This is a genomic window from Stenotrophomonas sp. YIM B13575 (assembly GCF_042787595.1).
GTDB classification, from domain to species: domain Bacteria; phylum Pseudomonadota; class Gammaproteobacteria; order Xanthomonadales; family Xanthomonadaceae; genus Stenotrophomonas; species Stenotrophomonas lactitubi_B.
In genome coordinates this window covers 1-15,707 of sequence record NZ_JBHZOP010000128.1, presented here as the reverse complement: position 1 = coordinate 15,707, position 15,707 = coordinate 1, and the positions used below count along the sequence as shown (strand labels likewise).

Sequence of the window (15,707 nt, the reverse complement as noted above, 5' to 3'; positions counted from 1 at the left end):
GGGGAGCCTGCGGGTGGGGCCGGGCAGGACACGCTGCAAGTACATCCTTGTAAGCTCGGTCGCGCCATCCATGGCGCGAACGGTCCTGCCCGGCCCCACACGCAGGCTCTCGACGCCTCCCTGCGCGCGCGGCCGCTGTAGAGCCGAGCCCACGCTCGGCTCAGGCCGAAGCCGGAGGGCAGGGAAGAGCAGGAGCAAGAGCAAGAGCAGCCAAGCATGGCTTGGCTCTACCAGGAGCGGTCATGCGTGCGCTCGCGGCTGTTGGGTCCGCCTTGTAGCGAGCCGAGCACCGCAGGGGAATCAGGGGCGAAGAGGCGCCGCTGTTTGAGCGCAGCGAGTTCGGCGCCGTCCCCTGATTCACCGAGGAGCGCAGGGCACCGGTGCGCAGCGCCGGCTCGCGGATGGCGGCGCGTTTCTTTGGTTACTTTCTTTGCGCGCGCAAAGAAAGTGACACCCCGCCGCGGTCGCGGAAAAGGGCCGCCGGGCATGGCCCGGCGCTACCGGTGCGTGGGCGCACGGAAATGCGCAGCCGAGCATGGGCTCGGCTCTACAGGATCACTGCAGATCGCGCAGATTCAATTTCCGCAGCGTCGGGTTCTTCCACGCGGTGATCCCGGCCACGCTCAGCACCGCGAACCCGCCCAGCACCACCGCCGGCACCAGCCCCAGCACCTTGGCCATCGTGCCGGCATAGAACGCGCCCAGCTCGTTGGACGAGCTGATGAAGATGCCGTTGATCGACGACACCCGGCCGCGCATCTCTTCCGGCGTGGCCAGCTGCAGGATGGTGGAGCGGATCACCACCGACACGCCGTCGAAGGCGCCGTAGAACAGCAGGATCAACGCCGACAGCCAGAAGTGCTGGGACAGGCCGAAGCCGATCACGCACAGGCCGAAGCCGGCCACCGCGAACAGCAGCACGCGGCCGGCGTTGCGGTGCAGGGGGTGGCGCGCCAGCCACAGGCCGACGCACACCGACCCCAGTGCCGGGGCCGCGCGCAGGATGCCCAGGCCCTCCGGGCCGTGGTGCAGGATCTCGTGCAGGAACGCCGGCAGCATCGCCACCACGCCGCCCAGCAGTACCGAGAACATGTCCAGCGCCATGGCGCCGACCATGATCCGGTTGCCGACCACGAAGCGCGCGCCTTCGGCGATGCTCTTGAAAATCGGGGCGGCCGGGCCGGCATGTACCGGCTCTTCCACTTTCAGGGTGGCCAGGCAGCCCATCGCCACCAGCGCGAAGGCCGTGGCCACCGCATAGGACAAACCCTTGCCACCGAAGCCGACCAGCACGCCACCCAGTGCCGGGCCGGCGATCATGCCGGTCTGGAACACCACGGCGCCGAGGCCGGCGCCACGGGCGAAATGTTCACGTGGCAACACGCGGGCGAACAGGGCGTTGTAGATCGGCGACAGGAAGGCGCGGACCATGCCGGTCAGGGCGATGGCCGCATAGATCGGCCACACGCCTTCAACCGGCAGCCAGCCCTTGGCGACGCTGGTCAGCACCAGCGCGGTGGCGATCAGTCCGGAACAGGCGACCATGCCCAGCTTGCGGCGCGGCAGATGATCCACCAGATAACCGGCGAACGGCGCCACGCAGAAGAACGGCAGCACCTCGGCCAGGCCGATCAGGCCCAGCGAGAACGGATTGCGGGTGACTTCGTAGATGTGCCAGCCGACGGTGACCGCGACCACCTGGTAGGACAGCATCGCGAAGATGCGGTACGCCAGCAGCCGGGCGAAACCGGGCCGGGACAGCAGGCCCAGCGCGGTGTCTTCGGCCGTGGCAGGTTCGCTCACGACGGATCGCGCTGCAGCTGGGCCTGCGCGGTCTCACGGATGAAGGCCAGCATCGCCGCCACGCCGTTGCTGCGGGTCGGCGACAGGTGGCGGGACAGGCCGATATCCTGGATATAGCTGGGTTCGGTGGCCAGGATCTCCTGCGCGGTGCGCCCGGAGTACACGCGCAGCGCCAGGAAGATCAGGCCGGAGACGATGGCCGAATCACTGATGGCGTGGAAACGCAGCGACTGCGCATTGCCTTCCGGCACGATCCAGACCATCGACTGGCAACCGAGCAGGCGGTGCTCTTCGGTCTTCCATGCTTCCGGGAAGGCAGGCAGCTTGCGGCCGAGGTCGATCAGGTACTGGTAGCGCTCGGACCAGTCGCCGAAGAAACCGAATTCCTCGGCGATGGCCGTCTGTGCCTCGGCGGCGGTGGGTTCAAGCGGGAATGGGGAGTCGATCACAACAGTCTCTACAGTGGGAGCGTGGCCGGCGGGCCGGCCACGGGGCAGGGCAGGTCAGCCGCGCTTGCGCGACCAGCGCACGCCCTGCGGGGTGTCTTCCAGCACGATGCCCTCGGCGGCCAGCTGGTCGCGGATGGCGTCGGAACGGGCGAAGTCGCGCGCCTGCTTGGCTGCCGCACGTTCGTCGATCAAGCCTTGGATGCGCGCGTCGTCGTCGCTGTCGCCGGCGGCGTTGCCGAACCAGTGCGCCGGATCGGCCTGCAGCAGGCCGAGCGCCAGGCCCGCGCCCAGCAGTTCGCCCTTCAAGCGTGCGCGTTCGGCCGGATCGGTGGCGCGGCGTGCTTCACCGGCGATACGGGCCACTTCGGCCAGCGCCTGCGGGGTGTTGAGATCGTCGTCCAGGGTCGCCTCGACGGTGGCCGGGATCACTGCGCTGGCCTCGACCGATGCGAGCTCGCGCAGGGTGCCGTACAGGCGGTCCAGCGTGCGCACCGATTGCTCGATCAGGCCATCGGACCAGTCCAGCGGCTGCCGGTAGTGGGCCGACAGCAGGGCCAGGCGCAGTGCCTCCGGCGGATGCTGGCGCACCAGGTCATGCACGCGCTCGATGTTGCCGAGCGACTTGCTCATCTTGGCGCCGCCGAAGTTGAGCATGCCGTTGTGCAGCCAGAAGCGGGCGAAGATCCTGCCGCCGTGGGCGCATTCGCTCTGCGCCAACTCGTTCTCGTGATGCGGGAACTGCAGGTCGACACCGCCGGCATGGATGTCGATGGTCTCGCCCAGGTGGGCGGCGGCCATTGCCGAGCACTCGATGTGCCAGCCCGGACGGCCGCGGCCCCAGGGCGATTCCCAGCCGGGCAGGTCGTCGCTGGACGGCTTCCACAGTACGAAATCGCCCGGGTCGCGCTTGTACGGGGCCACGTCGACACGGGCACCGGCCAGCATCTCGTCCGGGTCGCGGCGCGAGAGCTTGCCGTAGCCGTCGAAGCTGGCCACCGCGAACAGCACATGGCCTTCGGCGGCGTAGGCATGCCCGCTGCTGACCAGCTGCTCGATCATGCTGATGATCTGCGGAATGTGCGCGGTCACTTCCGGCTCGATGTCCGGCGGTGCCACGCCCAGCGCGGCCATGTCTTCACGGTAGGCGGCGGCGAAGCGGTCGGTGATGGTGCTGATCGGCACCCCCTGCTCGCGCGCGGCGGTGTTGATCTTGTCGTCCACGTCGGTGATGTTGCGGGCGTAGCGCAGGCCACCGAAGCGCCGCCGCAGCAGGTCGGCCAGCACCCCGAACACCACCGGCCCGCGGGCGTTGCCGATGTGCACGTAGTTGTAGACCGTCGGGCCGCACACATACAGGGTCGGACAGGCCGGGTCGAGCGGGGTGAACGGTTCGAGCTGGCGAGTCAGGTTGTTGTGCAGGCGCAGGGTCATGGGTCTGTGACTGGGGGACAAGCCTGTGATTTTAGAACGTGTCGGGCCCCTTTGGGGGGGCGCTGCCACCGGTGGACGTCAGCGGCGGCCCGGGTGGGGTGGGCAGGAACGGCGCGGACGGGTAATGTTCAGCCCCTTGCGGTCACCACTGCCTACACTATTGCCGTGTCCCTGCTCCCTTCGCCAATGAAAACCACCGCGTTGCTGACCCTGGCCTGCCTGTCGGCGCTGCCCGCCGTGGTCCTGGCCCAGGAAGCCGAGCCCCGCAACCGGGTGGTGATCGTGGAGAACGTGAAGTTCGACTACGCCCAGGTGCTCAACGTGGAGCCGGTGTTCCAGACCCTGCGCGCGACCCGCACCGAGGAGCACTGCGAGCCGGTCTCGACCCGCACCCTGGCCCCGGTCAATGTCACTGGCGAGGAGCCGGTCGAGGACAAGGGCCGCATCGGCCGCCTGTGGGATTCGGTGCGCTCGATGTTCAAGCGCAGCGATGAGGAGGTGCTGGAGGAGCTTCCGGCGGAAACCCCCGCGCCGGCGCCGGCCAACACGGGCCCGATGCTGACCCGGGACTGTCGTATCGTCCCTGTCGGGCGCGAGTTCCGCCGTCCCATCGCCTATGACGTGGACTACGTCTACAAGGGCACCAAGTACCGTTCACGGCTGCCGGAAGACCCTGGCAACCGGCTGAAGATCCGGGTTTCGATCACCCCCTGGGTGGGCCCGGAGCAGGCTGCCGCCGGCACCCCCTGATTCTGCGACGCCGGCCTCTTGCGCCGGCCCCGGCCGCATGTAAAGATTGCCGACCAATGAAGCTCACCGACTTCCAGCACGACAGCAGCGCCGCCCGCCAGGCCACTGGCATGACGTCGCGTGCCCGTCGACCGGAACCCCACATTCTCGCTGGGTAATCCGGAGCTTTCTGCTGTTCGTCCGAAAAAAAACCCAGCCCGCCGGCTGGGTTTTTTCGTTTCCGCGTTCTGAAAGCTTCATCTGCAACCTTTTCGTACCACCCTGGTTCCCGGTTTTCCCTTCCACCTTCCACCGCGTCGACCACCGGCGCCGCTCATGCAAGGAATGATGATGTCCCCCAAGCACTTCCTGAACACCCAGGACTGGAGCCGCAGCGAACTTGACGCGCTGCTGACCCAGGCTGCGCTGTTCAAGCGCAACAAGCTCGGCGACCAGCTCAAGGGCAAGTCGATCGCGCTGGTGTTCTTCAATCCGTCCATGCGCACCCGCACCAGTTTCGAGCTGGGCGCGTTCCAGCTCGGTGCCCACGCAGTGGTGCTGCAGCCGGGCAAGGATGCCTGGCCGATCGAGTTCAACCTCGGCACGGTGATGGACGGCGATACCGAAGAGCACATCGCTGAAGTGGCCAAGGTGCTCGGCCGCTACTGCGACATCATCGCCGTGCGCGCGTTCCCCAAGTTCGTCGACTGGGCCTACGACCGCCAGGACGTCGTGCTCGAGAGTTTCGCCAGATACTCGCCGGTGCCGGTGATCAACATGGAGACCATCACCCATCCGTGCCAGGAACTGGCGCACGTGATGGCCCTGCAGGAGCATTTCGGTACCCAGGACCTGCGCGGCAAGAAGTACGTGCTGACCTGGACCTACCACCCCAAGCCGCTGAACACCGCGGTGGCCAACTCGGCGCTGACCATCGCCACCCGCATGGGCATGGACGTGACGCTGCTGTGCCCGACCGCCGACTACATCCTCGACGAGCGCTACATGGGCTGGGCCGAGCAGAACGTGGCCGAGAGCGGCGGTTCGCTGAAGATCAGCCATGACATCGACAGCGCCTATGCCGGTGCCGACGTGGTCTATGCCAAGAGCTGGGGCGCGCTGCCGTTCTTCGGCAACTGGGAACCGGAGAAGCCGATCCGCGACCAGTTCAAGCACTTCATCGTCGACGAACGGAAGATGGCGCTGACCAACAACGGTGTGTTCAGCCACTGCCTGCCGCTGCGCCGCAACGTGAAGGCGACCGACGGCGTGATGGATTCGCCGCAGTGCATCGCCATCAACGAGGCCGAGAATCGCCTGCATGTGCAGAAGGCGATCATGGCCGCTGTTGCCGGGCGCTGATTTCTCCATTCGAACACTTCCGCCGGGCATGGCCCGGCGCTACCAGGACATACCCCCATGAGCAACAAAGACGTCGTTCTCGCCTTCTCCGGCGGCCTTGATACCAGCTTCTGCGTGCCGTACCTGCAGGAGCGCGGCTACAACGTGCATACCGTGTTCGCCGATACCGGCGGCGTGGATGACGAAGAGCGCGATTTCATCGAGAAGCGTGCCGCCGAGCTGGGTGTCACCAGCCACCAGACCGTCGATGGCGGTCCGGCCATCTGGTCCGGCTTCGTCAAGCCGTTCGTGTGGGCCGGCGAGGGCTACCAGGGCCAGTACCCGCTGCTGGTGTCGGACCGTTACCTGATCGTCGATGCCGCGCTCAAGCGCGCCGCCGAACTGGGCACCAACATCATCGCCCACGGCTGCACCGGCATGGGCAACGACCAGGTGCGTTTCGACCTGGCAGTGAAGGCGCTGGGTGACTACCAGATCATCGCGCCGATCCGCGAGATCCAGAAGGAACACACCCAGACCCGCGCCTACGAGCAGAAGTACCTGGAAGAGCGTGGCTTCGGCGTGCGCGCCAAGCAGCAGGCCTACACCATCAACGAGAACCTGCTGGGCCTGACCATGTCCGGCGGCGAGATCGACCGTTGGGAAGCACCGGGCGAGGGCGCCCGTGGCTGGTGCGCACCGCGCAGCGAATGGCCGGAAGCACCGCTGACCGTCACCCTGAAGTTTGTCGAAGGCGAAGCCGTCGAGCTCAACGGCAAGGCACTGCCGGGCGAGCAGATCCTGGCCCAGCTCAACAAGCTGTTTGCCCCCTACGGCGTCGGCCGTGGCGTGTACACCGGCGACACCGTGATCGGCCTGAAGGGTCGCATCGTGTTCGAGGCGCCAGGCCTGGTCTCGCTGCTGGCCGCGCACCGCGCGCTGGAAGATGCGGTGCTGACCAAGCAGCAGAACCGCTTCAAGCCGGACGTAGCGCGCAAGTGGGTGGAGCTGGTGTACGAAGGCTTCTACCACGACCCGCTGAAGACCGACATCGAAGCCTTCCTGAAGTCCTCGCAGGCCAAGGTCAACGGCGAAGTGGTGCTGGAAACCCGTGGCGGTCGCGTCGACGCCGTTGCGGTGAAGTCGCCGCACCTGCTCAACACCAAGGGCGCCACGTATGCGCAGTCGGCCGACTGGGGCGTGGAGGAGGCCGAAGGCTTCATCAAGCTGTTCGGCATGAGCTCGACGTTGTATGCGCAGGTCAACCGCGGCTGAGCCGCGATCGACCTGCCCGCGCATTCCTCCTTAACCCCGCGCCGTTGGCGCGCCCCCTTCAACAAGAAGGGGGCTCTCCTCCAGACGCGTTCCGGTAGCGCCGGGCCATGCCCGGCGGAAATCCACAGGATTGTTGATTCATGCTTGAACAGACGCTCGATCACCTGCAGGCGCTGGTGTCCTTCGACACCCGCAACCCGCCGCGTGCGATCACCACCGGTGGCATCTTCGATTACCTGCGCGACAACCTGCCCGGGTTCAATGTCGAGGTGATCGACCATGGCGCCGGCGCGGTCAGCCTGTACGCCGTGCGCGGTACGCCGAAGTACCTGTTCAACGTGCATCTGGACACCGTGCCGGACTCGCCGCACTGGAGTGCCGACCCGCACGTGATGCGCCGCCTGGACGACCGCGTGGTCGGCCTCGGTGTGTGTGACATCAAGGGTGCCGCCGCGGCGCTGGTGGCGGCGGCCAATGCCAGTGATGGCGACGCGGCGTTCCTGTTCTCCAGCGATGAAGAAGCCAACGATCCGCGCTGTATTGCTGCGTTCCTGGCCCGGGGCATCAAGTACGAAGCGGTGCTGGTGGCCGAACCGACCATGAGCGAAGCGGTGCTCGCGCATCGTGGCATCAGCTCGGTGCTGATGCAGTTCGCCGGCCGTGCCGGCCACGCGTCGGGCAAGCAGGATGCCGCCGCCAGCGCGCTGCACCAGGCGATGCGCTGGGGAAACCGAGCGCTGGACCACGTCGAATCGCTGGCCTCGGCACGCTTCGGTGGACTGACCGGCCTGCGCTTCAACATCGGGCGCGTGGAAGGTGGCATCAAGGCCAACATGATCGCGCCGGCGGCGGAAGTGCGCTTTGGCTTCCGGCCGCTGCCGTCGATGGATATCGATGCGCTGCTGGCGACCTTTGCCGGTTTCGCCGAACCGGAAGCGGCGGTGTTCACTGAAACCTTCCGTGGCCCGAGCCTGCCGGCCGGTGACATCGCCGAAGCCGAGAACCGCCGCCTGCTGGCGCGCGACGTGGCCGATGCGCTGGACCTGCCGATCGGCAACGCGGTGGACTTCTGGACCGAGGCGTCGCTGTTCTCGGCCGCTGGCTACACCACGCTGGTGTTCGGCCCGGGCGACATCGCCCAGGCCCATACCGCCGACGAGTTCGTGACGCTGGAGCAGCTGCAGCGCTACGCCGACGCCGTACACCGGATCATCGCCGCCGGCGCCTGATCGACCTACAACGCCGCTGCGCTTCTGCGCGGCGGAACTGCAACGCGGCGACCGCCGCCTGTGACGAAACCGAAATGTCTCCTGCCCTCCAGCCCCACCGCCAGACCCGCCAGACCATCGTGCGCCTGCTCTCGAGCATGGCCAGCGCGAAGGAGATCAGCCAGTACCTCAAGCGCTTCTCGCAGCTGGACGCCAAGCGCTTCGCCGTGGTCAAGGTCGGCGGCGCGGTGCTGCGCGACGATCTCGACGCGCTGACCTCCTCGCTGTCGTTCCTGCAGGAGGTCGGCCTGACCCCGATCGTGCTGCATGGCGCCGGCCCGCAGCTGGATGCGGAACTGGCGGCCGCCGGCATTGAAAAGCAGACGGTCAACGGCCTGCGGGTGACCTCGCCGGAAGCGCTGGCGATCGTGCGCCGGGTGTTCCAGCAATCCAACCTGCGCCTGGTCGAAGCCCTGCAGCAGAACGGCGCGCGCGCCACGTCCATCACTGGTGGCGTGTTCGAGGCGGAGTACCTGGCCCTGGATACCTACGGCCTGGTCGGCGAGGTGAAGAAGGTCAACCTGGCACCGATCGAAGCCAGCCTGCGTGCCGGCTCGATCCCGGTCATCACCAGTCTTGGTGAGACCGCCGGCGGGCAGATCCTCAACGTCAATGCCGACTTCGCCGCCAACGAACTGGTGCAGGAACTGCAGCCATACAAGATCATCTTCCTGACCGGCACCGGCGGCCTGCTGGACGAAGCGGGCAGCGTGATCGATTCGATCAACCTGTCCACCGAGTACGACCACCTGATCGCACAACCGTGGATCCACGGTGGCATGAAGGTGAAGATCGAACAGATCAAATCGCTGCTGGATCGCCTGCCGCTGGAATCGTCGGTGTCGATCACCCGGCCCGCCGACCTGGCCAAGGAACTGTTCACCCACAAGGGCTCGGGCACGCTGGTGCGCAAGGGCGAGAAGGTGCTGCGTGCAACCGCCTGGAGCGAGCTGGACCTGCCGCGCCTGAAGGGCCTGATCGAATCCAGTTTCGGTCGTACTCTGGTGGCGGACTATTTCCAGAAGACCACGCTGCTGCGCGCCTATGTCAGCGAGAACTACCGCACGGCGGTGATCCTCACCGATGAGGCTGAGGGCGTGTACCTGGACAAGTTCGCCGTGCTCGACGACGCGCAGGGCGAAGGCCTTGGCCGCGCCGTCTGGAACGTGATGCGCGAGGAAACCCCGCAGCTGTTCTGGCGCTCGCGCAACGGCAATCCGATCAACCATTTCTACTATGCCGAATCCGATGGCTGCTACAAGCAGGGCCATTGGAAGGTGTTCTGGTACGGTGCCGATGGCATCGACAGGATCAGGACCTATGTCGACCACTGCGCCGTGCGTGCACCGAGCCTGGAGGGCTGAGCGCGATGAACCACGCAGACTGGACCCGGGTACCCACGCTGACCGGCACGCATGCGCGGCTGGAACCGCTGCAGATGAGCCATATCGATGGCCTGCGCGGTGCGTTGGGTGACGGCGCGTTGTCGAAGCTCTGGTACACCCAGGTGCCCGATGCGAAGACCATGACCGGCTATGTGCAGGCCGCGCTGCAGGCACAGGCCGAAGGCAAGGTGCTGCCGTTCGTGGTGTTCGATGCCAATGACCAGATCGTCGGCACCACCCGCTACTACGACCTGCAGGCAGACGTGCCGCGGCTCAGCATCGGCTACACCTGGTACGGCGAGTCGGTGCAGCGCACCGGGGTCAACACCGAAACCAAGCTGATGCTGCTCGGCCATGCCTTCGAGCGCTTGGAATGCCTGAGCGTGGTGTTTGAAACCAGCTGGTTCAACTTCACCTCGCGTACCGCGATCGCACGCCTGGGCGCCAAGCAGGATGGCGTGCTGCGCAATCACCGTCGTCATCCCGACGGCACGCCACGCGACACCGTCATCTTCTCCATCATCGACGCGGAATGGCAGGGCGTGAAACGCCACCTGCAGCACCGCCTCGACTCGCACGCATGAGCATGTACGCATGAGCACTTCCTCCTTGTTCACCGTCGGCATCGTCGGCGCCCGCGGCCATACCGGTGCCGAGCTGATCCGGCTGGTGGCCGCACATCCGAACCTGCAACTGGGCTTCGTGTCGTCGCGCGAACTGGCCGGGCAGCGCGTGTCCGACCACTACCCGCAGTGGCAGGGTGAACTGCAGTTCGAGAATCTCGACGCCGATGCCGTGGCCGCCAAGGGCGTGGATGCGGTGATCCTGGCTCTGCCCAACGGTCTGGCCGCTCCGTTCGTGGCGGCGCTGGAAACGGCGAAGCCGGACACGGTGATCGTCGACCTGTCGGCCGACTACCGTTTCGACACTGCCTGGTACTACGGCCTGCCCGAGCTTACCCGCAGCCGTTACCGCGGGCAGAAGCACATCAGCAATCCCGGCTGCTACGCCACCGCAATGCAGCTGGCGATCCATCCGCTGCGGGAACTGCTGGCCGGCCCGCCACAGTGCTTCGGCGTGTCCGGCTACTCCGGTGCCGGCACCTCGCCGTCGGACAAGAACAATGTCGAGCTGCTGGCCGACAACCTGATGCCGTACGCGCTGACCAACCACGTGCACGAGCGCGAAGTGTCCGTGCAGCTGGGCGTAGCGGTTGAGTTCATGCCGCACGTCGCGCCGCATTTCCGTGGCATCACCCTCACCGCCAACCTGTGGTTGAACCGCGTGCAGACCCGCGAGCAGATCGTCGAGCGCTTCCAGCAGGCCTATGCCGGTGAAGCACTCATCGAGGTCGTGGACGAGGCGCCGTGGGTGAGCCGCATCGCGGGCCGCCATGGCGCCCAGGTCGGCGGCTTCACGCTGGCCCCGGGCGGCAAGCGGGTGGTGGTGGTGGCGACCCTGGACAACCTGCTCAAGGGCGCGGCCACCCAGGCCATGCAGAACCTCAATCTCGCGCTGGGCATCGACGAACTGACGTCGATCCCGCACTGAAACCGCACAGGAGCCCCCATGGCAGACCTTCTTTGGCAGAAGCCCGGCGTCGCTGTCGATGCCCAGATCCAGACCTTCCTCGCCGGCGACGACGTGATCCTCGACCGCGAATTCTTCCTGCATGACATCGCCGCCAGCGCCGCGCACGCGCAGGGCCTGCAGCACATCGGCATCCTCAGCGCCGATGAACTCGCTGGCCTGCTGCGCGAACTGGAGGTGCTGGCGCAGGACTTCCGCGAAGGCCGCTTCGTGCTGGATACGCAGTATGAAGATGGCCATTCCGCCATCGAGGCACGGTTGACCGAGCGCCTGGGTGATGCCGGCCGCAAGATCCATACCGGCCGTAGCCGCAACGACCAGATCCTGGTCGCGACCCGGTTGTGGTTGAAGGAGAAGCTGCAGCGCGTCGCGCAGGTGAGTGCCGAAGTGGCCAAGGTGGCGCTCGACCGTGCGCAGGCCGAGCAGCATCTGCCGATTCCCGGTTACACCCACATCCAGCGTGCCGTGGTGTCCTCGGCAGGCATGTGGTGGGCTGGGTGGGCCGAGGCCTTCATCGACAACGCTGTGCGTGCCCGCGATACCCATGCACTGGTGGATGCCAATCCGCTCGGCACCGCCGCCGGTTACGGCGTGAACCTGCCGCTGGACCGCGAGCACACCACCCGCGCGCTCGGCTTTGCGCGCATGCAGATCTCGCCGATCTACGCGCAGCTGTCGCGTGGAAAGTTCGAACTGGCCGCACTGGAAGCGCTGGGTGGCGCGACCCTGGACCTGCGCCGCATCGCCTGGGACCTGTCGCTGTTCACCAGCGCCGAATTCGGTTTCGTGGCGCTGCCGGCGCAGTACACCACCGGCAGTTCGATCATGCCCAACAAGCGCAATCCGGACGTGATCGAGCTGATGCGGGCGACCCATGCCAGCGTCGCCGCTGCACGTACCGAGATCGAGCAGCTGCTGTCGCTGCCGTCGGGTTACCACCGCGATCTGCAGTCGTCCAAGGGCGCGATCTTCCACGGCTTCGGCCGTGGCCTGGCCGCGCTGGAGCTGCTGCCGGCGCTGCTGGCCAACCTGGAATGGCGCGATGACAAGCTGCGTGCGGCCATCGATTCGGGCATGTACGCCACCGACGTAGCGGTGGAAGCCGCGGTCGCCGGCGTGCCGTTCCGCGAGGCCTACAAGGCCGCTGCTGCCGGCGCCGACAGCGCAGGGCAGGGGCGTACGCCGGAAGGCAGCCTGGCGGCGCGGGTATCGCCGGGTTCGGCGTCGGACCTGCGCCTGGATGAACTGCGCGCGCGCTGGCAGGCGCTGTCCTGATGGCCGGCACCGTTTACCTGGTGCTGGCGATGCGCCAGCCCGGTTTCACCGACGCCGTGGTGCAACCGCACCGCGACTTCCTCGATGCTTTGCAGGCCGAAGGCAAGCTGCAGCTGACCGGCGGCTTTGCCGATGGCAGTGGCGGCGCCTATGTGCTGTGCAACGTCGACAGCCTGGCGCAGGCACAGGCCATCGTCGCCACCGATCCGCTGGTGACGATGCAGGCATCGGCGCTGAGTGTCCACGAATGGAATACCCGCTGAGGCGCTCCTGATGACTGTCCACGCCGCCACCGTTGCATCGCCGTTCCCCGAACAAGCGCTGCCGTCGTGGCGGCGTGCCGTGCTCAAGGTCGGCAGCAGCCTGCTCGCGGCCGATGGCGGTGGCCTGTCACCGCGTCATGCGCTGGGCCTGGCCCAGTTCGTCTCGGCCAACGTGCTGGCTGGGCGCGAAGTGGTGATCGTCTCCTCCGGCGCGGTCGCTGCCGGCCGCGCGATCCTGCCCAGGGCCGATGAACCCGGTGCAGCGATGGCTGCACGGCAGGCGCTGGCGGCACTGGGCCAGGCGCAGCTGATCGGTCTGTGGCAGCGCTTCTTCGAGCGTCCGGTGGCGCAGGTGCTGCTGACCCATGACGATCTGCGCAACCGCCGCCGCTATCTCAACGCGCGGGCAACCCTCAACGAGTTGTTGCGGCTGGGTGCGCTGCCGGTGGTCAACGAGAACGACACCGTATCGGTGGACGAGCTCAAGCTCGGCGACAACGACAACCTGGCCGCGACCGTGGCGGCGCTGGTCGATGCCGATGCACTGTTCATCGCCACCGACATCGATGGTCTGTACAGTGCCGACCCGCGCACGCATGCCGATGCACGGCCGTTGCACGAGGTGCCGGAGTTGAATGATGCCGTGCTGGCGATGGCTGGCGGTGCCGGTTCAGTCGCCGGTACCGGTGGCATGCGCACCAAGCTGGAGGCCGCGGCAAAGGCCGGCCGTGTCGGCATCGAAACCTATCTGTTCAACGGCCGCAGCGGCGAGGTGGTGCGCGCGCTGGCGCAGGATCGCCTGTTCGGTACCCGCATCCACGCGGCGCGCAGCCGCGAGGCCGCCCGCAAGCACTGGCTGCGGCACGCGCCGCTGGCCGAAGGCGCGATCCTGATCGACGCCGGTGCAGCGCAGGCGATGCGCGAGAAGGGCGCCTCACTGCTGCCCGGTGGCATCACCGGTGCCGACGGCGCGTTCCGCCGTGGTGACATGGTGCAGGTGTGCTGGAACACCGACGCCGGCCGGATCTGCGTGGCCCGTGGTGTCAGCCAGTACGCCGCCGATGACGTGCGCCGCATTGCCGGCCGCCACACCCGCGACATCCAGACCGTGCTCGGCTACAACTACGGCGGTACCGTCGTCCATCGTGACGATCTGGTGCTGCCATGAACCCATTGCAGGATGTCCCGATGAGTGAGATCGAATCGCAGGCCCGCGCCTGCCGTGACGCAGCCCAGGTGGTCGCTGGCCTCGACAGCGGTGCCCGCAGGGCGCTGCTGCAGGCGATGGCGCAGTCACTGGAGGTCAATGCCGGGCAGATTCTTGCAGGCAACGCGCGCGACCTCGCCGCCGCCCGCGACAAGGGCGTGGGCAGTGCGATGCTCGACCGCCTGGCGCTGGACCCGGCGCGCCTGCTGGCGATGGCCGACGCCGTGCGTGAGGTGGCGGGCCTGCCGGACCCGGTCGGGCAGGTGACCCGCGACGACGTGCGACCGAACGGCATCCGCGTACAGAAGGTGCGCGTGCCGCTGGGAGTGATCGCGATGATCTACGAAGCACGCCCGAACGTGACCGCCGAAGCCGCCGCGCTGTGCCTGAAGGCGGGCAACGGCGTGATTCTGCGTGGAGGTTCGGAGGCGATCCATTCCAACACTGCCATCGCCCAGGCATTGGCCGGGGCATTGAAGGCCAACGGCGTGCCCCCTGCTGCCGTGACGGTGCTGACCGACCTGCGCCGCGACGTCATGCTGGAACTGCTGCAGCTGCATGAACTGATCGACCTGGCGATCCCGCGTGGTGGCGAGGGCCTGATCCGCTTCGTTGCAGAACACGCGCGGGTACCGGTGATCAAGCACTACAAGGGTGTGTGCCATCTGTTCGTCGATGCCAGCGCCGACCCTGTCAAGGCGCTCGATCTGCTGGTGGATGGCAAGTGCAGTCGCCCGTCCGCGTGCAATTCACTGGAAACCCTGCTGGTGCACCAGGACATTGCTGCGGACTTCCTGCCGCGTGCTGCGCAGGCGCTGGCCGAACGCGGCGTGCAGCTGCGTGCCGACACGCGCGCGCAGCCGTTGCTGCCGGGAAGCATCGTGGCCAGCGAGGACGACTATGCCGCCGAGTTCCTTGATCTGGTACTGGCGGTCCGCGTGGTCGATGATCTTGACGCAGCGATCGCGCACATCCGCACCTACACCTCCGACCATACCGAAGTGATCGCGACCGAAGACGCGGCCAGTGCCGAACGTTTCGTCAACGCGTTGCGCTCGGCGGTGGTGATGGTCAACGCGTCGTCGCGCTTTTCCGATGGCGGCCAGCTCGGCCTCGGCAGCGAAATCGGCATCTCCACCACGCGCCTGCATGCCTATGGCCCGATGGGACTGGAAGCACTCACGGTCGAACGTTTCGTGGTGCGTGGCGAAGGCCAGGTTCGTAGCTAGGTTCATGGCCGGGCTGCGCCCGGCACCTGCAGAGGCAACGGCAACGGCCGAAGCGACGGCAACAGCTGGGTTCCTGTGGGATGGCGGGGTGGGTCCGGTTGCGGGGGACGCCGCAAGTACGTCCCTGTAGGCTTGGGCGCGCCATCCATGGCGCTTACACCCCCGCAACCGGATCCACCCCGCCTTCGACAGATTTCCGCGAGCTGTCGGAACGGCATTCTGTGCTGCTGTTGGTAGGTGTCGACCTTGGTCGACACGTAGATCCACGCCATGCGCGGATGCTTTTCATTCCGAATTCGAAATATTCGATTCCGATGGAGATTCATCCACGCATGGCGTGGATCTACCAGATTGCGGAAATCTGTCAGAGGTGGGGCGGTGTCGGATTGCGGGGTGTCCGCGGCATGGATGCCGCGGCCAAGCCTACAAGGACGTACTTGCGGCGTCCCCGCAATCCGACAC

At 66.9% G+C, this 15,707-nt stretch carries 14 protein-coding genes; 11 read left to right on the top strand and 3 right to left on the bottom strand.

Annotated elements, in window-relative coordinates; genetic code table 11:
- Nucleotides 1-555 precede the first annotated feature (555 nt).
- The 3 genes from ACFX4F_RS18030 to cysS are packed head-to-tail and all read right to left on the bottom strand — an operon-like array spanning nt 556 to nt 3,683.
- Nucleotides 556-1,803, bottom strand: coding sequence for an MFS transporter (locus tag ACFX4F_RS18030; RefSeq protein WP_180166385.1), 1,248 nt, complete (start codon nt 1,801-1,803; stop codon nt 556-558).
- A complete protein-coding gene (locus ACFX4F_RS18025) occupies nt 1,800-2,252 on the bottom strand; it encodes a SufE family protein (RefSeq protein ID WP_099821206.1) in 453 nt (150 codons plus the stop codon). Before ACFX4F_RS18025 ends, ACFX4F_RS18030 begins: the two co-directional genes overlap by 4 nt.
- Before the next feature lie 54 nt (nt 2,253-2,306).
- Complete coding sequence (gene cysS / locus ACFX4F_RS18020; protein WP_380657593.1) at nt 2,307-3,683, bottom strand: cysteine--tRNA ligase; 1,377 nt, start codon at nt 3,681-3,683, stop codon at nt 2,307-2,309.
- 186 nt (nt 3,684-3,869) lie between these two features.
- On the opposite strand from cysS, the gene ACFX4F_RS18015 reads away from it, so the two are divergent.
- The 11 genes from ACFX4F_RS18015 to ACFX4F_RS17965 all read left to right on the top strand — a co-directional run bounded on the left by ACFX4F_RS18015 (nt 3,870) and on the right by ACFX4F_RS17965 (nt 15,245).
- On the top strand, nt 3,870-4,433 hold the full coding sequence (locus ACFX4F_RS18015) for a hypothetical protein (protein WP_099821204.1): 564 nt from the start codon (nt 3,870-3,872) through the stop codon (nt 4,431-4,433).
- Between the two features lie 330 nt (nt 4,434-4,763).
- The gene (locus ACFX4F_RS18010; RefSeq protein ID WP_025876421.1) at nt 4,764-5,774 is read left to right on the top strand and encodes an N-acetylornithine carbamoyltransferase; all 1,011 of its coding nucleotides are present in this window, start codon (nt 4,764-4,766) and stop codon (nt 5,772-5,774) included.
- A 57-nt stretch (nt 5,775-5,831) separates the two neighbouring features.
- Nucleotides 5,832-7,028 (top strand): argininosuccinate synthase, encoded by a 1,197-nt coding sequence (locus tag ACFX4F_RS18005; RefSeq protein ID WP_089236225.1) that lies wholly within the window; start codon nt 5,832-5,834, stop codon nt 7,026-7,028.
- 140 nt (nt 7,029-7,168) lie between these two features.
- Nucleotides 7,169-8,257: an acetylornithine deacetylase gene (locus ACFX4F_RS18000; protein WP_099821202.1), complete on the top strand. Its 1,089-nt coding sequence runs from the start codon at nt 7,169-7,171 to the stop codon at nt 8,255-8,257.
- A gap of 74 nt (nt 8,258-8,331) precedes the next feature.
- Nucleotides 8,332-9,660 carry an acetylglutamate kinase gene (locus ACFX4F_RS17995; RefSeq protein ID WP_380657590.1) on the top strand — a complete coding sequence of 443 codons (1,329 nt, stop codon included), beginning with the start codon at nt 8,332-8,334 and terminating at the stop codon, nt 9,658-9,660.
- Between the two features lie 5 nt (nt 9,661-9,665).
- Nucleotides 9,666-10,265 carry a GNAT family N-acetyltransferase gene (locus ACFX4F_RS17990; RefSeq protein ID WP_099821200.1) on the top strand — a complete coding sequence of 200 codons (600 nt, stop codon included), beginning with the start codon at nt 9,666-9,668 and terminating at the stop codon, nt 10,263-10,265.
- Between the two features lie 10 nt (nt 10,266-10,275).
- Nucleotides 10,276-11,232 carry an N-acetyl-gamma-glutamyl-phosphate reductase gene (gene argC / locus ACFX4F_RS17985; RefSeq protein ID WP_380657588.1) on the top strand — a complete coding sequence of 319 codons (957 nt, stop codon included), beginning with the start codon at nt 10,276-10,278 and terminating at the stop codon, nt 11,230-11,232.
- 18 nt (nt 11,233-11,250) lie between these two features.
- Nucleotides 11,251-12,546 carry an argininosuccinate lyase gene (argH, locus tag ACFX4F_RS17980; protein WP_099821198.1) on the top strand — a complete coding sequence of 432 codons (1,296 nt, stop codon included), beginning with the start codon at nt 11,251-11,253 and terminating at the stop codon, nt 12,544-12,546.
- Complete coding sequence (locus tag ACFX4F_RS17975) at nt 12,546-12,809, top strand: YciI family protein (RefSeq protein ID WP_089236219.1); 264 nt, start codon at nt 12,546-12,548, stop codon at nt 12,807-12,809. Before argH ends, ACFX4F_RS17975 begins: the two co-directional genes overlap by 1 nt.
- A 10-nt stretch (nt 12,810-12,819) precedes the next feature.
- Nucleotides 12,820-13,977: a glutamate 5-kinase gene (gene proB, locus ACFX4F_RS17970; RefSeq protein ID WP_380657585.1), complete on the top strand. Its 1,158-nt coding sequence runs from the start codon at nt 12,820-12,822 to the stop codon at nt 13,975-13,977.
- On the top strand, nt 13,974-15,245 hold the full coding sequence (locus ACFX4F_RS17965; protein ID WP_380657583.1) for a glutamate-5-semialdehyde dehydrogenase: 1,272 nt from the start codon (nt 13,974-13,976) through the stop codon (nt 15,243-15,245). The genes proB and ACFX4F_RS17965 overlap by 4 nt, the downstream gene beginning before the upstream one ends.
- The last annotated feature ends 462 nt before the right edge of the window (nt 15,246-15,707 follow it).

Bases quoted from the DNA above. Each gene is read 5' to 3' on its own strand.
- ACFX4F_RS18010 (WP_025876421.1), top strand. From the start codon at position 4,764: ATGTCCCCCAAGCACTTCCTGAACACCCAGGACTGGAGCCGCAGCGAA.
- argH (WP_099821198.1), top strand. From the start codon at position 11,251: ATGGCAGACCTTCTTTGGCAGAAGCCCGGCGTCGCTGTCGATGCCCAG.
- ACFX4F_RS17975 (WP_089236219.1), top strand. From the start codon at position 12,546: ATGGCCGGCACCGTTTACCTGGTGCTGGCGATGCGCCAGCCCGGTTTC.
- ACFX4F_RS18015 (WP_099821204.1), top strand. From the start codon at position 3,870: ATGAAAACCACCGCGTTGCTGACCCTGGCCTGCCTGTCGGCGCTGCCC.
- ACFX4F_RS17995 (WP_380657590.1), top strand. From the start codon at position 8,332: ATGTCTCCTGCCCTCCAGCCCCACCGCCAGACCCGCCAGACCATCGTG.
- proB (WP_380657585.1), top strand. From the start codon at position 12,820: ATGACTGTCCACGCCGCCACCGTTGCATCGCCGTTCCCCGAACAAGCG.
- ACFX4F_RS18000 (WP_099821202.1), top strand. From the start codon at position 7,169: ATGCTTGAACAGACGCTCGATCACCTGCAGGCGCTGGTGTCCTTCGAC.
- ACFX4F_RS17965 (WP_380657583.1), top strand. From the start codon at position 13,974: ATGAACCCATTGCAGGATGTCCCGATGAGTGAGATCGAATCGCAGGCC.
- ACFX4F_RS18005 (WP_089236225.1), top strand. From the start codon at position 5,832: ATGAGCAACAAAGACGTCGTTCTCGCCTTCTCCGGCGGCCTTGATACC.
- argC (WP_380657588.1), top strand. From the start codon at position 10,276: ATGAGCACTTCCTCCTTGTTCACCGTCGGCATCGTCGGCGCCCGCGGC.
- ACFX4F_RS17990 (WP_099821200.1), top strand. From the start codon at position 9,666: ATGAACCACGCAGACTGGACCCGGGTACCCACGCTGACCGGCACGCAT.
- cysS (WP_380657593.1), bottom strand. From the start codon at position 3,683: ATGACCCTGCGCCTGCACAACAACCTGACTCGCCAGCTCGAACCGTTC.